The 17,410-nt window shown below is 60.0% G+C and carries 14 protein-coding genes; 10 read left to right on the forward strand and 4 right to left on the reverse strand.

What is annotated here, in order from left to right; translation table 11 throughout:
- Positions 1-4: 4 nt before the first annotated feature.
- The 3 genes from BM160_RS07925 (at position 5) to BM160_RS07940 (ending at position 3,927) form a co-directional block, all read left to right on the forward strand.
- Positions 5-1,744 carry an acetyl/propionyl/methylcrotonyl-CoA carboxylase subunit alpha gene (locus BM160_RS07925; protein ID WP_092003139.1) on the forward strand — a complete coding sequence of 580 codons (1,740 nt, stop codon included), beginning with the start codon at positions 5-7 and terminating at the stop codon, positions 1,742-1,744.
- 340 nt (positions 1,745-2,084) lie between these two features.
- Positions 2,085-3,017 carry a class I SAM-dependent methyltransferase gene (locus BM160_RS07935; RefSeq protein WP_092003145.1) on the forward strand — a complete coding sequence of 311 codons (933 nt, stop codon included), beginning with the start codon at positions 2,085-2,087 and terminating at the stop codon, positions 3,015-3,017.
- Between the two features lie 457 nt (positions 3,018-3,474).
- Positions 3,475-3,927: a cupin domain-containing protein gene (locus tag BM160_RS07940; RefSeq protein ID WP_092003148.1), complete on the forward strand. Its 453-nt coding sequence runs from the start codon at positions 3,475-3,477 to the stop codon at positions 3,925-3,927.
- A gap of 299 nt (positions 3,928-4,226) precedes the next feature.
- Here BM160_RS07940 and BM160_RS07950 read toward each other — a convergent pair whose 3' ends face one another.
- Both BM160_RS07950 and BM160_RS07955 read right to left on the reverse strand, forming a co-directional pair.
- The gene (locus tag BM160_RS07950) at positions 4,227-5,612 is read right to left on the reverse strand and encodes an MFS transporter (protein ID WP_092003153.1); all 1,386 of its coding nucleotides are present in this window, start codon (positions 5,610-5,612) and stop codon (positions 4,227-4,229) included.
- 390 nt (positions 5,613-6,002) lie between these two features.
- Positions 6,003-6,623, reverse strand: a complete 621-nt coding sequence (locus tag BM160_RS07955; RefSeq protein WP_255368726.1) for a YdeI/OmpD-associated family protein — start codon at positions 6,621-6,623, stop codon at positions 6,003-6,005.
- A 386-nt stretch (positions 6,624-7,009) separates the two neighbouring features.
- On the opposite strand from BM160_RS07955, the gene BM160_RS07960 reads away from it, so the two are divergent.
- The 3 genes from BM160_RS07960 to BM160_RS07970 all read left to right on the forward strand — a co-directional run bounded on the left by BM160_RS07960 (position 7,010) and on the right by BM160_RS07970 (position 10,402).
- Positions 7,010-9,376 (forward strand): DNA polymerase II, encoded by a 2,367-nt coding sequence (locus tag BM160_RS07960; RefSeq protein WP_092003156.1) that lies wholly within the window; start codon positions 7,010-7,012, stop codon positions 9,374-9,376.
- 138 nt (positions 9,377-9,514) lie between these two features.
- Positions 9,515-10,054 carry a P-loop nucleotide/nucleoside kinase family protein gene (locus BM160_RS07965; RefSeq protein ID WP_092003158.1) on the forward strand — a complete coding sequence of 180 codons (540 nt, stop codon included), beginning with the start codon at positions 9,515-9,517 and terminating at the stop codon, positions 10,052-10,054.
- 105 nt (positions 10,055-10,159) lie between these two features.
- Entirely contained in the window at positions 10,160-10,402 is a 243-nt protein-coding gene (locus BM160_RS07970) for a Pathogenicity locus (RefSeq protein ID WP_092003160.1), read from the forward strand.
- A 1,352-nt stretch (positions 10,403-11,754) separates the two neighbouring features.
- Here BM160_RS07970 and BM160_RS07980 read toward each other — a convergent pair.
- Positions 11,755-12,882 (reverse strand): PLP-dependent cysteine synthase family protein, encoded by a 1,128-nt coding sequence (locus BM160_RS07980; RefSeq protein ID WP_092003165.1) that lies wholly within the window; start codon positions 12,880-12,882, stop codon positions 11,755-11,757.
- A gap of 209 nt (positions 12,883-13,091) precedes the next feature.
- On the opposite strand from BM160_RS07980, the gene BM160_RS07985 reads away from it, so the two are divergent.
- The 4 genes from BM160_RS07985 to BM160_RS08000 all read left to right on the forward strand — a co-directional run bounded on the left by BM160_RS07985 (position 13,092) and on the right by BM160_RS08000 (position 17,081).
- The gene (locus BM160_RS07985) at positions 13,092-14,009 is read left to right on the forward strand and encodes a LysR substrate-binding domain-containing protein (RefSeq protein WP_092003168.1); all 918 of its coding nucleotides are present in this window, start codon (positions 13,092-13,094) and stop codon (positions 14,007-14,009) included.
- A gap of 150 nt (positions 14,010-14,159) precedes the next feature.
- The gene (locus BM160_RS07990; protein ID WP_255368728.1) at positions 14,160-15,161 is read left to right on the forward strand and encodes a uroporphyrinogen decarboxylase family protein; all 1,002 of its coding nucleotides are present in this window, start codon (positions 14,160-14,162) and stop codon (positions 15,159-15,161) included.
- A 45-nt stretch (positions 15,162-15,206) separates the two neighbouring features.
- Positions 15,207-16,190, forward strand: coding sequence for a Bug family tripartite tricarboxylate transporter substrate binding protein (locus BM160_RS07995; protein WP_092003172.1), 984 nt, complete (start codon positions 15,207-15,209; stop codon positions 16,188-16,190).
- Positions 16,191-16,229: 39 nt separating this feature from the next.
- The gene (locus BM160_RS08000; protein WP_092003174.1) at positions 16,230-17,081 is read left to right on the forward strand and encodes an NAD(P)-dependent oxidoreductase; all 852 of its coding nucleotides are present in this window, start codon (positions 16,230-16,232) and stop codon (positions 17,079-17,081) included.
- Between the two features lie 145 nt (positions 17,082-17,226).
- Here the strand turns inward: BM160_RS08000 and BM160_RS08005 are convergent.
- Positions 17,227-17,410 (reverse strand): transposase (locus BM160_RS08005; protein WP_143093203.1); only part of this gene is annotated, 184 nt, incomplete at its 5' end.

Here is a 17,410-nt window from a genome sequence, read left to right on the forward strand (position 1 = left end):
TCCCATGAAAAAAGTCCTTATCGCAAACCGAGGCGAAATCGCCGTCCGTATCGCCCGCGCCTGTGCCGACTACGGCGTGCAGTCGGTGGCGGTGTACGCCAATGCCGACATTGACGCGCTGCATGCGCGCATGGCCGACGAGGCCTATGGCCTGGACGGCGACCGCCCGGCCGATACCTATCTGAACATCGCCAAACTGCTGGAGGTGGCGCGCAGGAGCGGCGCCGACGCCGTGCACCCCGGCTATGGGTTTTTGTCTGAGAACCAGGCTTTTGCCCAGGCCGTGATAGATGCCGGCATGGCCTGGATTGGCCCCTCGCCAGCCACCATTGCCCAGCTGGGCGACAAGGTGCAGGCGCGCAAGATTGCGTTGAAGGTGGGCGCGCCGCTGGTGGTGGGCACGACCGATCCGGTGAATGACGCCAGCGAGGTGCTGGCCTTTGCCGAGCAGCATGGCCTGCCCATCATCATCAAGGCGGCCTTTGGCGGCGGCGGCCGCGGCATGAAAATCGCCTGGCGCATGGATGAGGTGGAGGAGCTGTTTGCCTCCGCCGTGCGCGAGGCGGTGACGGCTTTTGGCCGTGGCGAGTGTTTTGTCGAGCAGTTTCTGGACAAGCCACGCCACATCGAGGCCCAGGTGCTGGCCGACACGCATGGCAACGTGGTGGTGCTGGGCACGCGCGACTGCTCGCTGCAGCGGCGCAACCAGAAGCTGGTGGAAGAGGCGCCCGCGCCGTTTTTGACCGACGCGCAGCGCGAGCGCATCCATACCTCTGCCCGCGACATCTGCGCGGCAGCGGGCTACACCAGCGCCGGCACGGTGGAGTTTTTATTGAGCCAAAGTGGCGCCATTTCCTTTCTGGAGGTCAACACCCGCCTGCAGGTGGAACACCCGGTGACCGAGCAGACCACGGGCGTGGACCTGGTGGTGGAGCAGCTGCGCGTGGCCGATGGCTTGCCGCTGTCCATCACGCAAACACCCGCGCCGCAGGGCCATTCGATCGAGTTCCGCATCAACGCCGAAGACGTGGGCCGAGGCTTCTTGCCCACGCCCGGCCCGGTGCTGCGCTTTGAGGCGCCCTCAGGCCCCGGCGTGCGGCTGGACACCGGTGTGCAGACCGGCTCGGTGGTGCCGGGCACCTTTGATTCGCTGATGGCCAAGCTCATCGTCACCGGCGCCACGCGTGAACAGGCGCTGAGCCGCGCCCGCCGTGCGCTGCGGGAGTTCCAGATCGAGGGCGTGGCTTCGGTGCTGCCCTTTCACCGCGCTGTGATCGAGCACCCGCACTTTGTCGGCGCTGATGGCTTCAAGGTGCATACCCGCTGGATTGAGTCCGACTTCGCCGCGCCGCTGGCCGAGGCTATTCAAGCCCAGGCGCGCAGCGCGCCCCAGCCGGATGGCAGCTTGCTGCGCACCGCCATAGAGATCGACGGCCGCCGTGTGCTGTTAGGCCTGCCAGCTGTTTTGCTGCAGGGCCTGGCCAATGCCTCGGGCGCATCGGCGCAGGCTGCGGCACCTGAGGCGGTAGTCGATGCGACTGCGGTAGCTTCGCCCATCGCTGGCAATTTGCAGTCCTGGAAAGTTTCCGAAGGCGACATGGTGCAAGAGGGCGCGGTGATTGCCGTCATGGAAGCCATGAAGATGGAGATGCAGGTTCTTGCCCACTGCCGCGGCCGCATCACGCTGGCAGCCCAGGTGGGTACGGCCCAGGCGCTGGGCGGGGTGATTGCGCGGATTGCCTGATTCCCTCATTACCTGGCAGGCGCTAGGGAAAAAGTAGTTAGCTAAGCAGTATCCATGGGGAGTACAGATTGAATTGGTTCACTGCTGGATACTCGCCTGGATCAAGTCGACTCCTTGGCCGGCAGGCAGGGTGTCTAAACCCTCAAGGCCAGGATGGCGGCCTGTTTGGTGTTCGAAGCCAGGTTGAAAAGTCTGGTGTGCGGCAGGCGTCGCGACGAGGGTTGCACTGCCTGTTTTTGAGCGGTGAAGAAGTTGCTCGCGGCGCAAGTGGCAGTGCTTCATTCGTGAGGGCCAATTTGCCCGTGATACTTCTTCATTTTCCCCCTTTGAATAGCACCCCATGCAAGCCTTGCTCAACGCCATCGCCACGATGGATCTGCCCACCGACGCCCAACGCATCTTCCATGGCCGCGGCGGCCTGTATCCGGGTTGTGAACACTGGGCGCTGGACGCCTTCCCGCCCGTTTTTGTGCTAACCAGCTTCCAGCCCGCCAGCGACGACGAACTGGCCGCCGTGGGCGCGGCCTTGGCGGCGCGCTGGCAGCAATTGGCCCCCGGCGAGTCGCTTAACTGGGTGTTTCAGTGCCGGCATGAGGGGCGCACCGAAACGCGGCTGATGGCCGGCAGCGTGCCCGAGCCGCATGTGGTGACTGAGCAGGGCGCGAAGTTTCGCGTGCACGTGCTCAAGGGGCAAAACCACGGCCTGTTCCTCGACATGGCCGAGGGCAGGCGCTGGGTGCGTGACTATGTGACGGCGCATCCGGTGGGCGGCCGCGGGGCGACGATTCTGAACCTCTTTGCCTATACCTGTGCCTTCTCTGTGGTGGCGCTGCAGGCTGGCGCCAAACAGGTCGTCAATGTGGACATGAGCCGGGGCGCCATCGCCATCGGTCAGCAAAACCACCAGCTCAATGGCCTGTCGGCCGGCGGCAGTTTTCTGGCGCATGACATCTTCAGCACCTGGGGCAAGATCAATCGCAGCGGCCCGTATGAGCTGGTGATCGTTGATCCGCCTAGCTTTCAGCGGGGCAGTTTTGTGGCCACCAAGGACTACGCCCGCCTGATGCACCGACTGCACGATATGCTGATGCCGGGCGGCCATGTGCTGCTGTGCCTGAATGCGCCGGAATTGGGCGTGGATTTTCTGCAAGACCAGATGCGGGAGCTGGCGCCCGAGTTGACGTTTGTGGAACGCGTGGCCAATCCGGCGGTGTTTGCGGATGTGGCCGAGGAGAGGGCGTTGAAGGTGCTGGTTTACGCTGCACCCGGCTGAGATGTTCGGTCAATGTGTTGCGCTGACCGGTTGAATCCGCAATGGAGAGCGCTTGTCGTCGCAATTGCCAATTGGCGAAATCAAAATTGACCAGCTGTTGAGAATGCAGGGCCTTACTTCAAGCAGTTGTTTCCCGTCTAGCGACTGTCGAAGAATTTGACACGCACGCGCTTCAAACAACTATCGTCCCAGCAATTGGGTAGTGGGCAATGTTGATTTCATTGAGTTTTCGTGTATCAACGAAGCTGGGCACGAGACGTGCTTGGACGCGTAATTCAACTCCAGAAGACCGGGATGGCGCTTCAATTTTCATTGGTTCGACTCTTTGGAGCAGGAACGCCCATGGTGGGTCTTGCAGCTATGCAGCTATGCAGCCTGCATCGCCAGGGGCTAGCCCTTTTTAGTGACGTGAGGCGCCAGTGTTTCAGCAATCATCATCAAATCAGTGAGCACCACCATGAGCGCAATTGAAATCAACGCTGGCCAATTAGGCATCCGCTACCTTATCGATGGTTCGCAAACAACGAGCCTGGGTATGTTTGAGCTCACCGTACCGCCGGCTTCAAACGTTCCACCCCCGCATAGCCATTCAAACAACGAAGAAATTGTCTATGTCTTGGAGGGCACGCTTCGCTACACAGTGGGCTCCGATACGCGAGATCTGTCCCCAGGAGAGAGCATGCAAACTCCAAAGGGCACGGTGCACGCGTTTTCCAATCCGTTTGACAGCGTCGCCCGCGCACTCATCACGCTGTCTCCGGACATTGGCGCTCAATACTTCAAAGATGTCGCGGCCGTCGTCAATGCAGGTGGCCCGCCAGACAAGAGCGCATTGGTGGCCGTCATGAGCCGGTACGGGCTTGTGCCAGCTGCCCCAGGTCTGGCGCAAGCAGATCAAAAAGCGGTATGACGGCAGCCAGCCTGATGCCGCCGACCACGACCCGCTGCTCATTGCCGTTTATTTGCAAATAGCCTATTTGAAGAGTGATTTCAGCCTCTGGACCAATGAATATGGGCGCAGGCAGCTATTGAATTGGTAGCGCTTATCTAGGCAGGGAGGGCGCACGAATGATTCTCGCGACTAGCCGAAGGCGATGCGGGGTGGTCAATCAGCATGTATTCCTCTTCGCAGGAATGGTGGTTTTCGCCTAGCAGGCCTAGGCCTTCGACGGGTCATCGCGGTGGACGGCTGAAATGCAGCGAAAGCGATCAGTGCAGTCCAGCCCCCTCTTTGGGATGCAACTGCAAGAATGAGTAAAGCGAGAGCATGGTTAGCATGCCCACCACCACAAATGCCGGAGAAAAATCCTCGGCTTGAACGTGGGCCGTGTCGCCGCCATGCCACCAGGCCGCTGCACTGACCAATGATGCGCCCAGGACAACACCAAAACTCACTGAGAGTTGTTGGACCATGGAGGAAAGCACCGTTGCATGGCTCATGCGGGTTGGGGGAATCTCTGAAAACCCTAGCGCCCCCAATGCGACCATGCACATCGAATTAACCAGGCCTCCTATCATCAGTGTACAAAATATAAGCAGGTGCGGTGTGGATGGGCTGAACTGGCTGTAGCTCATGTAAAAAAAGCTGGTCAGGACAGTTGCACCAATCAACAAGTGACGAAAGCCAACACTGTGAATGACTCGCTTCATGACGATCCGGGTTCCCAAGCCGCCAATGGCCGTGGCAACCGTTAACAAGCCTGATGCCAGGGGCGACAGGCCAAAGCCCAGCTGGAGCATGAGTGGCAACAGAAAAGGTGAAGCGCCAATGGCAATACGCAGTGGCGCGGCGCCAAGGACGTTCGTCCTAAAGGTCCGAAAACGCAGGATGCTCAAGTCGATGATGGGATGCGTCTGGCGGCGGCCGTGCAGGTAGTACAACAAGAGCGTCAGCGAACCGAGGCCAGCAACTAACAGGGATACCCAGATGGGCACGACGGCCTTGCCGGCCGTTTCTAAAGCGCCCAGCAGCGCACTCAGTCCCAGCGCTAACAGCACAAACCCTTTCGTGTCGAAGGGAACCGGTGCCGCGGCCCCATCCATGTCTTCCACAAACGCCAGAGCCAGAAAAATGGCCAGCACGCCGAAAGGAATATTGATGAGAAAAATCCAACGCCAGGAGGTCAGTGTGACGATGGCGCCCCCAAACAGGGGGCCAACCATGCGGCCAATCACGGGGGGCACCGTGAACCACACCATGGCGGAGATCATTTGTGAGGGTGGCACGGAGCGAAGCAGGATCAGACGCCCCACCGGTACCATCATCGCCCCACCAAGGCCCTGAAGAATCCGAAATAGCACCAGTTCAGGCAATGAATTGGCTGCACCGCACAAGGCCGATCCCAGCGAGAAAAATGCAATGGCCAGACAAAACACCCGCTTGGCACCAAAGCGGTCGGCGAGCCAGCCGCTGATGGGAAGGAACACGGCCAAGCTCAACAGATAGGACGTGATGGCTAGGTTCAAGTGCAGGGGCGGCACCTTCAGGGACTCTGCGATGCTCGGTAACGCCGTTGCCATCACCGACGTATCGAGGTTTTGCAGGAAAAGTGGGCTGGCCACAATGATTGGAACTAATCTGTCGCGAGCCACCATGGGAGCATTCTAGATCCGGGCTGTAAGCCCACGGGGAACGCTTTAATATGGCCGGTTTCGGCTCGACTGCTACCTCCTTGACAGAGGTGTCTAACGCCGCGCTCCTGCGCATCGCCTAGGGCGCGCTGAACTTGAACGTTGAACGACGGCTCAGGAGCAACGCGACTGTCCGCAGTCAGTCTCTTTCAGGCGGTCGCGGTCACTCCTTGATCGGCTACTAAACAGCGGAAGCGGTCGTAAACTGCAGTTCCACCTCAGGCCAGAGTCGGTCAAAACCAGCCTTTCAACCCCAGTGGCCCAATTTGGTGAAACCCGTTTCCGCGAGCGAAGCCATCGATGCTCTGCTAGGTCTGGCAGGGAAATCGGGCCACGAGTCGACCTTGCAGCCCGCTACCCGTTTGTGAGCTTTTTGGTGGGATGTATCGTTTCACCCCGCGCGAGCATCCCGACAAATTTTTCGATGCGCTGGAGACGTGTCTTCAGTGTCTTTGCGTCCTGTATCCTGTAGAGGATTGCAAAGCGATTGGCGCCATCGAGTTCCTCGAAAAAGCGCTTGGCCACAAGAGATACGTCAAGCGCCGCCTGCAAATCCGCGGGGACGATTGCGGTGCTTTGGGGTGCATAGGCTGCATCCCAGCGGCCATCTGCCTGGGCCGCCTGCACCTGTGCTAGGCCAGATGCAAGCATCCGGCCGTCTTCGATGAGTTTCAACGCTGCCGTGCGATTGATTTCCGACCATTTGCTTTTTGGCGAGCGCGGCGTGAATCGAACCAGCCACCATTGGTCGTCATACTTGTCGAGCTGCCCATCAATCCAGCCATGACAAAGAGCGACTTCGATGGCTTCCTTGTGGGAGACACTTCGTGCTGCGGCACTCTTTTTGGCCAGCTTGAGCCAGAGCCCCTTTGATGTGGCTGCTTCTTGGGTCAACCACGTTCCCCAATCCTCAGGGGAGGCGAACGCGAGAATCGGCAGTCCACCCCTCATTTCCTTCATCGTTGCAAAGACCATCCGCTCAGTTTACTCGGCGCAGCGTGAGCGCTCATCGTCGCAGAGTGACGTCTACAGCTTTGGCGCGACCTGTCCTCGGGCCAACTGCTTCGGAGCTTTTGGGGCGACTGCCCGCGCGGCTACAGTTGGCCAATAGCGGGCTCAGGCGAGTTATGTTGGTTCAACAGGCATTGCACCGCCGCGCGGTCCGTAGAAGCTGAACATTGGGCTGCTTGCACCCCTGTTTCCTGATAGCCGCACCGAGACGGGATGTGGGCATATACGCCAGTTGGTACTGTTTTTTTGTACAGTACACTTGACTAAAGCGGTATCTCTTGCGAAAGAGAACCCAATCACCCTGTAGCCTGCACAGGGCGCCGCGCCCAAGTACCCGACTCAAGGCTTCCGTGACCGAATACAAGGGCTTCATCCTCACCCGCCATTGGCGGGATGCTCCGGCTGGCACAGAAATCGAGTTCTGGCTGGCGACTGAGGCCGGGCCGAGGAAGGTGGTCATCACCGCACAGACCTCTGTGGCGTTCGTCCCGGCACGGCATCGGGAAGCGGTCGAGGCGCAGCTCGCTGCCTTTCCTCGTATGCAGCTCCGCCCGCTTGAGTTGCGGACCTTCCATCAGGAACCGGTCATCGGTGTCTACGCGACGCATTTTCGGCAACTTGGGAAACTTGCCCGCGCCCTTCAGCCGCTGCAGATTCCGCTGCTCGAAGCCGACGTGCGCCCCCACGACCGCTACTTGATGGAGCGGTTCATCACCGCTGGTGTCCTCATCCAAGGAGGCCGCGCTGAAGGCTCGTCAATCGTTGACTGCAGACTCAAGCCCGCATCCGACTATCGGCCGGTGCTGAAGGTCGTGTCGCTGGACATCGAGACCAGCCAGCACGAGGCTTTGTATTCGGTTGCCTTGGACGGGATGGCCGAGCGCGTCGTGTTCATCCTTGGCGAGCCGCCGACTGAGGTGGGCGAGCCTCTGGGCTTCGCGCTCGTCTACTGCCCGACACGTAAGGCGATGGTCGAGAACCTCAACGCCTGGTTCGAACGCAACGACCCCGACGTCATCCTCGGCTGGAACGTGATTCAGTTCGACCTGCGGGTGCTTCAAAAGACGGCTGACGATTGCGGTGTGAAGCTCCTGCTGGGCCGAGACCGCCAACCCATCCAGTGGCGTACCCATCCGGGCAAGCAAGGCTACCTGTTCGCGCCCACACCTGGCCGCCTGGTCATCGACGGCATAGATGCACTGAAGGCGGCGGTGTGGAGTTTTCCTTCCTTCAGTTTGGAGAATGTCTCGCAGACGCTGTTGGGCGAGGGCAAGGCCATCGGGGACGCTTACGACAAGATGGCCGAGATTGAGCGTCGGTATCAGGACGACAAACCAGCCCTGGCCGTCTACAACATCCGCGATTGCGAGTTGGTTCTGCGTATCTTCGAGAAAGCCAAGCTGTTGCAGTTCGTGATGGAGCGTGCCCAAACCACAGGCCTGCAGGCCGACCACTTCGGCGGCTCCATCGCCGCATTCAGCCACCACTACCTGCCGCGGATGCACCGCCAAGGCTACGTCGCGCCCAACGTGGGCGAGATAGAGACCAAAGCATTCCCTGGTGGCTATGTCATGGACTCGAAGCCCGGGTTCTACGACTCAGTCGTGGTGCTGGACTACAAGAGCCTGTACCCATCGATTATCCGGACCTTCCTCGTCGACCCTGTGGGTTTTGCTGACGGCATGAATCTGGCCGACGCAGCGATGGGCGTCTCCGGGCCCCAGGAGACCGTGTTTTCACGTGAGAAGCACTGCCTGCCGGAAATCGTGACCACTCTTTCAAAGGCCCGCGATGAAGCCAAGCGGGTAAAGAACGAGCCTTTGTCGCAGGCCCTGAAGCTGCTCATGAACTCCTTTGCCGGGGTGCTGGGCGCCACTGGATGCCGGTTCTTCAACCCCAAGCTGGTCTCGGCTGTGACCTTGCGCGGGCACGAGATGATGAAGCTCACCCGGACATTCGTGGAGGACAGAGGGTATGAAGCCATTTACGGCGACACCGACTCGATTTTTATCTGGCTCAAGCGGGCCCACACAAATGACGAAGCGCACGCCGTGGCGGCGGAGCTGGTACGAGACATCAACGCCTGGTGGACCCGTACGCTGCGCGAGGAGCAGGGTCTGGAGAATTTCCTGGAAATCGAGTTTGACACCCACTACAAGAAATTCTTCATGCCAACCATCAGGGGGTCGGAAGTGGGCAGCAAGAAGCGCTATGCGGGTCTGAGCGTGGATGCAAATGGGCGAGAGGAGATGGTTTATCGCGGCCTAGAGATGGCCCGCAGTGACTGGACTCCGTTGGCTCGCCAGTTTCAAGAAGGGTTGCTGACGCGCATTTTCCATGATGAGCCGCACCGCGCGTTCGTCACCGACTATGCGCAGTCGACGCTGGCAGGTGACAAGGATGACCTGCTCATCTACCGCAAGCGCTTGCGCCATCGCCTCGACGCCTACGAGGTCAACGTCCCGCCGCAAGTCCGCGCTGCGCGGATTGCCGACGATCACAATGCGGCAGTCGGTCGGCCCAAGCAGTACCAGAGCGGCGGGTGGATTCAATACGTCATGACCAAGGGCGGGCCGGAGCCGTTGGAGGCACGTCAGTCCAGCATCGACTATGAACACTATCTGTCCAAGCAACTTCAGCCGATTGCGGACGCCATTCTTTTCCCATTCGGGGAGAGCTTTATGGCGTTGACCACTTCCCAGCAAGACCTGTTTTAAGAGGGGAGTCGGCTTGCTTGGATACTACGCGGTCTCACTAGGGGCCCGCTGCGCCGGAGGTGCTTAGGCTACAGTCGGCCAAGAACAGACCTTCGTTGTCACCGCGAAAATTCAATGAAATTGACCTCGGAGAATCGGATGCTGATTGTCATCGGCGGGCTACCCGGCACTGGCAAGACCACCATAGGGCGCGAACTCGTCGCGCGTTGGTCCTCTGTCTTTCTGCGCGTCGACACCATCGAGCATGCGCTCAGAACGGCGTATGGGCGTGTCGAAGATATTGGCCCCATGGGCTACCTCGTTGCCTACGAGCTTGCAAAGTCGAACCTCGCGCTTGGTATGCCGGTGGTTGCTGATTGCGTCAATCCGCTGGCGGTCACCCGCGAAGCATGGAGGGCAGTGGCAGCCAGTGCATCGTCGCCCATGCTTGAGGTGGAAATCGTGTGCTCTGACCTGGCCGAACACCGCAGCCGTGTGGAACGTCGAGAAGCTGACATTCAGGGGTTCGTCCTGCCAACTTGGCAGGCTGTCATGCATCGCAACTACGAGGCGTGGACCACAAACCGCCTAGTCATCGATTCGGCGCTCGTCAGCGCGAGCGAGGCGGCGGAGGTGATTTTGGACAGGTCGCGCCGCTTTGCCGCGAGCGAGCATAGGCAGAGTTCGGCCAGAAATTGACATTCGATATGTACCCAGCGATGACCGAAATTCCGAATTACTGCGTGGCCGGCGCGTTACGCTGGCCTTCGTCAACTACAAATTGCATCTAAGCGTCCGTTCAACATGCCATTTCCCATCTCGGAACGCCAGGCCCTGCTGGCACTTAAGGGCGTCGGTCCTACCGTCGTGTATCGCCTGGAGCAACTTGGATTCGAGTCATTGGCGCACCTGGCAAAGGCCAACACGCTGGATATTGTGTCGAATGCGGCCTCCCTTCTCGGTTCGAGCTGTTGGAAGAATAGTCCTCAGGCACGAGCGGCGATTTCGTCTGCGATAACGCTCGCCCAGCAGCGCGAGACGATGTAGCTGCGTGACGGCCATCGGCCGGCAGCGGACTCCCGGCATCCGCACAGAATCCGCCGAAGAGCAGACGCTGGGACGGTCACGATGAAAGTGCTTGATGTCCAATACATCGCACAAAGCCCTATCGAAATCACTTGCCAAGAGGAGTAATTTTCAATGTTGACGCAGACGCTGCAAGACGGAGCTCATTCATTTGAGGTCTCAGTGCGCAAATCCGCCCCAGGTTCTCCGGTGGTCCTTTTCGCCGTGGGATTGGGTGGTCAGCCGGAACGGCTCTCTACGCTCCTGGACGCCTTGACTGAATCTGGGTGCACGGTCGTAGCACCGCATTTCGATCGACTTGCTTCGACCACCCCAACAATGGAGGAGTTGACCCTCCGGGCAAGACGCCTCTCGCTCACACTCGACGCATTCGTTGAACCCACCGCTAAAGCAATAGGTGTGGGGCATTCGATTGGTGCAGCTACCCTCGTCACGATGGCCGGAGGTCAAATGTGGTTGGGGCCAGGTCGGCGCGTCAGCATCGCACCGGATAGCCGCTTGGTTCGTCTAGCCCTTTTGGCACCACCAACCGGATTTTTTCAAGCTCCGTCAGCACTCGATGCCGTACGAATCCCGGTTTTGGCGTGGGTGGGTTCGGCGGATAGCATTACTCCTCCAGCCCAAACGGAATGGCTGGCGCGTGCCATGCGCGATTGGACCGCAGTGGATGTCCGCATCACCGAAGGGGCCGGCCATTTCTCGTTTATGGACATCCCGCCGCCACACACCACGGAGTCACTACCCAACAAGCAAGCGTTTCTCCGAGAGTATTCAAGCGAGATTTGCAAGTTCGTGGCGGCTAGCTAGAAAGCGAGTTGCGACAAGTGGTGTGCGCATTTCTGCGGCCCCGTGCGCTCTATCGAGCACAAGATGTACGTCAGTGCCTTGCTGACTCGAAAGACGGCAATGGGCCCGATTCCGTCGCTCACGCTTTTCTCTTGAAGGTCGGCTCCCAGTCTGGGGCCGACGATCAACGTTCTCCGAACCCGTCATTCAGATTGAAGGTCTGCAATGGGGCGGGATGCACTTCGGTAATGCAGTGGTTGCGGGTACTTGTCGTCGGCTGCTGCCCGCTTGCGGAACACCTCGTCCAGATGCAGCCTCAATTGCGTGTACAGCAGTCCTTTGTTGACTCTGGAAATGACGACGTGATATTTTCAATCACGCGCCGTGTGGATCGAACTTTCGTACTTGTCCATCGTGTTTCTTCCGTTCGAGTGCTTGACAGCTCAGGTCCGGAAGTCTGTACGGTGGACATTCCTTGAAACGGCAAACCCCGACTGCCCTGGAGCGCCGGGGGCCTCCGTTGGTAGCTAGGCCGGCACCGCCACCGGCGTGTTGGCGCTCGCATGGTGGGCGAAGGATTCGCACAAGCCCTCGCTCGACCATCGGCCCTTGCTGAGGGCTCGCGTCAGTTGCGCCTCATAAGGTGCGATGTCGTAGCCGTTCGCGTGCAGCCACGCGTCGTTGTAGTAAGTATCCAAATAGCGTTCGCCAGGATCGCATGCCAGGGTGACGATGGAGCCGGCCTCGCCGCGCGCGGTCATCTCGCATGCGAGCTGGATCGCACCGTAGAAGTCGGTGCCGGTCGATGCGCCGTATTTGCGGCCGACCAGACGCTCCAGGAAGCGCATGCCCGCGTACGATGCCGCATTGGGAACCCGAATCATGCGGTCTATGACGCCTGCAACGAACGAGGGTTCCACGCGAGGGCGTCCGATGCCCTCGATATCAGAGCTGCGGTGGTTCGTGATGGTGGCGTCGCGATCATGGAAGTAGTCGTAGAACACCGAGCGTTCGGGGTCGACAACGCACAACTGAGTTTCGTGTCCCTGGTATCGGATGTAGCGGCCTATGGTTGCCGATGTCCCACCGGTGCCTGCGCCAACAACGATCCAGCGTGGCACCGGATGCCGTTCGCTGCGCATCTGCTGGAACATGGACTCTGCAATGTTGTTGTTGCCGCGCCAGTCCGTTGCACGCTCGGCGTAGGTGAACTGATCCATGTAGTGGCCGTTGCGCTCTTGCGCCACACGCTCGGCCTCGACGTACACATGCGCCGGGTTGTCGACAAAGTGGCATTGGCCGCCGTAGAACTCTATTTGCGCCACCTTGGCCGGCGACGTGTTCCGTGGCATCACCGCAATAAAGGGCAGGCCGAGCATGCGCGCGAAGTAGGCTTCCGAGACCGCCGTGCTGCCCGAAGAGGCTTCAACAATGGAAATTCCCTCCCGGATCCAGCCGTTGCACAGCCCGTACAGGAACAGCGAACGCGCCAGCCTGTGCTTGAGGCTGCCCGTCGGGTGTGTTGATTCGTCCTTGATGTAGAGCTGCACCTGCGGCATCGCCGGCAGCTCCACCGACACCAGGTGGGTATCGGACGAACGTTGAAAATCGCGCTCGATGCGCTGAATGGCTTCTTGTACCCAGGATCGTGACATGGCTCAGCGCTCCTTGCGGTCAAATGACATGATCGCGGCGGGTGCGTCGGGCGCTAGAATGATTTGAGTTGACATTTCGATTTTGCCTCTAGGTTTCGGATGTTTCCCGACCCGATGGGCCGGGCGCTTGGACCTATGCAGTGTTTCACGGGTGACTGCGAAGGACAAACGAGCTATTCCGAAATCGCCCTTTGTTCTGGACGAACGCTATGCGCTACAGCCTCGTGGACATCAAACTTTTCGTGGCGGTCGCTGATGCGGGAAACGTGTCGCGCGGTGCGGCAACCTGCTTTCTTGCGCCGTCGTCGGCCAGTCTGCGCATCAAGCAGCTGGAAGAAACGCTCGGTACTCAACTGTTCAAACGGGAGGCGCGCGGCGTGTCACTCACCCGGGCGGGGCAGGTGATGCTTGAGCATTGCCGGAGATGCCTGGCCGAACTCGAACAGATGCACGCCAATTTGGCGCCCTACGCCGATGGCGTGAAGACCCAGGTGACGCTGTTCGCCAACAGCACCGCCATTGCTTCGTTTCTGCCAGGTGATCTGCAGGTCTTTCTCCGCGCCTACCCCGACGTACGCGTGTCGCTGGAAGAGCGCCTCAGTCACGACATCGTGTCTGCCGTCGCTGAAGGCCGGGCAGATCTTGGGGTCGTCACCTGGGACGACGAGCACCCGCAACTGAACTTCCATCCTTATCGGGAGGATGAACTTGTCGTCGTCACGCCCATGGCAAGCAGCGTCGGCAAGAACGGAACGACAAGTTTCACGAGTTGCCTCAGTCAGCCCTTTATATCCTTGAACAGCGGGACGGCGATTCATACCTTTCTCGTCGGGAAGGCGGCCTCTATGGGCCATCAGCTAGACGTCCGGATTCAGGTCGCGGGCTTCTCTGCCGTCGTGGCGCTCGTGCAATCGGGAGCAGGTATCGCCATCGTGCCGCGATCCGTGCTGAGCAACCTCAAGTGCGACAACGTGAACGTCTTGACGCTATGCGAGCCGTGGGCCAGGCGACAACTGCGCATATGTGCCCGGCGCGAATCGGAGAAGCTCTCCGGCCATGCCAAGGCCTTGCTGCGGCTCTTGTGTGACGGCACACCCAGCCTCATTGAGGCTGCTGCGACGGCCTGAACGCCTACAGCGTCACGCCATCGCTTCGTTGGCCTGCTCCTAGCATTTGTGTTCAACAAACGCTGCTGTTGGCACAACCCGTTTGTCATCCAGTTTTTGACATGGAAAACTGGCTGCATCTCAACGGGAAAGCGAAGTTATATGCAATCAATGAATCACTGGCAGCGAGTAGAAGCAGCCATTCTCGGCAATCGTACTGATCGCCCGCCCGTGGCCATGTGGCGACACTTCCCAGACGACGACCAGTGTCCCGACAAGCTGGTCGCCCATACGCTCGAGTGGCAGGAAAAGTGGCAGTTTGACCTGGTCAAGTTCATGCCCTCGGGCACGTATGGCGTCGAGGACTGGGGTGCCATCAGCGCCTACCGCGGTGCCGCCAATGGTGCGCGCGAGGTCGTCAAACCGGCGGTGGTCCGCACGGAAGACTGGCTGCGCCTCCAAGCACTCGATGTTCGCAAGGGCTCGTATGGCCGGCAGAACCAGGCCTTGGCCGCCACGGCCAAGGCGCTGCGGGGCTCGGTGCCGCTGCTGCAAACGGTCTTCAGCCCCCTGACGACGGCGCGCAAGCTCGGAACGGACAAACTGTTCGCAGACCTCAGGCGCGCGCCAGATGCACTCGAGCATGCGCTGCGAATCATCACCGACGTCACGATACGCTTTGCCCTCGACGCGATCAGTGCCGGGGCCCATGGCATCTTCTTCGCGACCCAATTGGCATCGCATCGACTGCTCAGCGTCGAAGAGTACGAGCGCTTTGGCCGTGCCTACGACCTCGAGGTTTTCGCTGCGCTGCACGGCAAGGCGAAGCTCAACATGCTCCACGCCCACGGTGACGACGTCATGTTCGACCTGCTCTCGCACTATCCGGCCGACATGTTCAATTGGCACGACCGCCTGACTGATCCTAGTTTGAGCCAGGCGTCGGCGCTGTTTCCCCGGCTGCTCGTCGGCGGGATCAATGAACACGGCACGTTGCTTCATGGCAGCGAAGAGGAGATCGCAAGCGAAGTACAGGATGCGCTGCTTCAAACCGATGGCCGCCGGCTGATGATAGGGCCTGGCTGCGTCTTGCCGATCGCCGCCAGCGATGCCCGCATCCGGGCCGTCGTGCGTGCCACACATGAATTCAATTCCTACCCAGTTCACGCCTAGCCCGTCGCGAGACGGATCCAATACACTTTCAACGAGGAAAAAACCATGCGTCGACTCCTTTCCAAAATTGCTGTTGCGGCGACACTCATCCCCGGTCTTTCTTTGCCTTCGCTGGCGGCTGACTGGCCGGGGCACGGCAAGCCAGTGCAGATCGTCGTGCCTGCGCCGGGCGGTGCCGGTACCGCCGACACCATTGCTCGTATCGTGGCCGAGCAACTGGGCAGACGACTGGGCTCGACGGTCATCGTCGACAACCGCAGCGGTGCCAACGGCAACATCGGCGCGACGACAGCCGCTGGCGCAGAGCCCGACGGTTACAAGCTGCTGTTTTCATGGGCGGGAACTTTGGCGGTCAACCCGAGCCTTTATCGCAACCTCCCCTTCGATCCGCAAAAAAGTTTCGTTCCCATCGTGTTGGTTGCCGATGTTCCGAACATCCTGGTGGTGAACAACGACCTGCCCGTCAGGAGCCTGGCGGACTTCATAGAGTATGCAAAGGCACACCCGACGCGCGTGAATTTCGGCTCGACGGGCAACGGCAGTTCGATGCATTTGGCCGGGGAACTTTTTATGCGCGAGACCTCGACCCAGCTGGTGCATGTCCCCTATAACGCGCCCGGCCAGGCAACGACGAACCTGATCGCCAACGACATCCAGGCGATGTTCCAGCTGGTGCCCGGTATCGTGGGGCAGGTCAAGGGCGGCAAGCTGCGTGCCGTGGCCATCATGTCTGCATCGCGATCGGCCGCATTGCCGGATGTGCCGACCACGACAGAGTTGGGGCATCCCAAGCTGCAGTCGTCAACCTGGTTCGCCTTGCTTGCCCCGAAGAACACACCGCCGGCAATCCTCGACCGTGTCAATGCGGAGGTTAACGAAATCTTGCGTGATGCGGATGTCAGGAAGAAGTTTGCGGACATGGGGGCTACGCCTCTGGGCGGCACGCGGCAGGCGCTGAGCGAGCACTTGGCCGCAGAGACGCTCAAGTGGAGTCAGGTCATTCACGCAGCCAACATCCAGATTCAATAACCCCGTTTCGACACTTCACGGGCTTGCTGGATTCAAGGCATGACGCAGCGCAAAGTTGGGTGGATCGGGCTTGGGAACATCGGCTCGCCTATGGCTAGCCGGCTGTTGAAGGCCGGCTGCTCGATGCGTGTCTGGGCTCGCAGACCTGAGGCGGCCCAAGCAGCTATCGATGAAGGTGCCGTATGGGTCGATGAGCCGGCGGCGCTCGCCCATGGCAGCGATGTGGTCGTGACGGCCGTCGGCGGGCCGCAGGACGTTCTTTCGGTGTACCGGCGCATGCTGCCGGGAGCACGGCCTGGCACGGTATTTTTGGAGATGAGCACCGCTGCGCCGGCGACGGCACTGCAGTTGCGCGTTCTTGCGGCAGAGGTGGGGGCCGTGGTGCTGGACTGTCCGGTCACCGGTGGCGTCACCGGTGCGCGCGCGGGAAAATTGACCCATTTCGTGGGCGGTGAGCGGGAGGTTTTGGAACGCTGTAAACCGCTCCTCGAGATGTTGAGCCAGCGCATCATTCACTGCGGTGACAGCGGCGCCGGCTATCGCATGAAGCTGATCAACCAGACCATGATGGCTGGCGCGCTGCTTGGTCTGGCGGACGGCGCGGCCCTGGCGCGCGCGAGCGGCATCGGTGGTGACGAACTGCTCGATGCCCTGGGTGGCGGAACAGCGTCGGGCCCCTTGTTTCAAGCCTATGTGCATAGGATGGTGCAAGCTTCGGGCCCCGTGACCTTCACCCTCGGCATGTTGCGCAAAGATCTTTTGATGGCACACAGCGAAGCCGTGGCACACCGAAGCAGCACAAGGCTACTCGACTTTGCACTCGTTTCCATCGACGAGGCCTGCTCACGATTCGGCGATGGCGCGGGAGTCCAGTCCCTGGCCGTTTCCTAGCAGGCTGCTGAAATACTCACTGCGCCAGCGCAGCAGCTGACTCGAAGCGGTTTATTTTTGCGGTTCTGTTTCATATTTTGAGATTCCAGTGCTTTTTTGAGCTTTTGTTATTGGTTTGAAGCTCTGCTGCCGTTTTTTTCACCCCTCACTGCGCCTGCAGACGGATTTGTCCCAAGGTGCGCATACGCGTCAAGTTGTACGCGGCCATCGTCAGCACAAACATCTGATCGACCCGCTCAAGCCCGCGCACCATGACCTGCCGCATCCGGCCCACCGTTTTGGCCCAGCCAAAGCCCTGCTCAATCAGTTTTCTCTTTTGCTGCGAAACG

It is taken from the genome of Polaromonas sp. OV174 (assembly GCF_900112285.1).
GTDB lineage: Bacteria > Pseudomonadota > Gammaproteobacteria > Burkholderiales > Burkholderiaceae_C > Polaromonas.

Bases quoted from the DNA above. Each gene is read 5' to 3' on its own strand.
- BM160_RS07925 (WP_092003139.1), top strand. From the start codon at position 5: ATGAAAAAAGTCCTTATCGCAAACCGAGGCGAAATCGCCGTCCGTATC.
- BM160_RS07935 (WP_092003145.1), top strand. From the start codon at position 2,085: ATGCAAGCCTTGCTCAACGCCATCGCCACGATGGATCTGCCCACCGAC.
- BM160_RS07940 (WP_092003148.1), top strand. From the start codon at position 3,475: ATGAGCGCAATTGAAATCAACGCTGGCCAATTAGGCATCCGCTACCTT.
- BM160_RS07950 (WP_092003153.1), bottom strand. From the start codon at position 5,612: ATGGTGGCTCGCGACAGATTAGTTCCAATCATTGTGGCCAGCCCACTT.
- BM160_RS07955 (WP_255368726.1), bottom strand. From the start codon at position 6,623: ATGGTCTTTGCAACGATGAAGGAAATGAGGGGTGGACTGCCGATTCTC.
- BM160_RS07965 (WP_092003158.1), top strand. From the start codon at position 9,515: ATGCTGATTGTCATCGGCGGGCTACCCGGCACTGGCAAGACCACCATA.
- BM160_RS07970 (WP_092003160.1), top strand. From the start codon at position 10,160: ATGCCATTTCCCATCTCGGAACGCCAGGCCCTGCTGGCACTTAAGGGC.
- BM160_RS07980 (WP_092003165.1), bottom strand. From the start codon at position 12,882: ATGTCACGATCCTGGGTACAAGAAGCCATTCAGCGCATCGAGCGCGAT.
- BM160_RS07985 (WP_092003168.1), top strand. From the start codon at position 13,092: ATGCGCTACAGCCTCGTGGACATCAAACTTTTCGTGGCGGTCGCTGAT.
- BM160_RS07990 (WP_255368728.1), top strand. From the start codon at position 14,160: ATGAATCACTGGCAGCGAGTAGAAGCAGCCATTCTCGGCAATCGTACT.
- BM160_RS07995 (WP_092003172.1), top strand. From the start codon at position 15,207: ATGCGTCGACTCCTTTCCAAAATTGCTGTTGCGGCGACACTCATCCCC.
- BM160_RS08000 (WP_092003174.1), top strand. From the start codon at position 16,230: ATGACGCAGCGCAAAGTTGGGTGGATCGGGCTTGGGAACATCGGCTCG.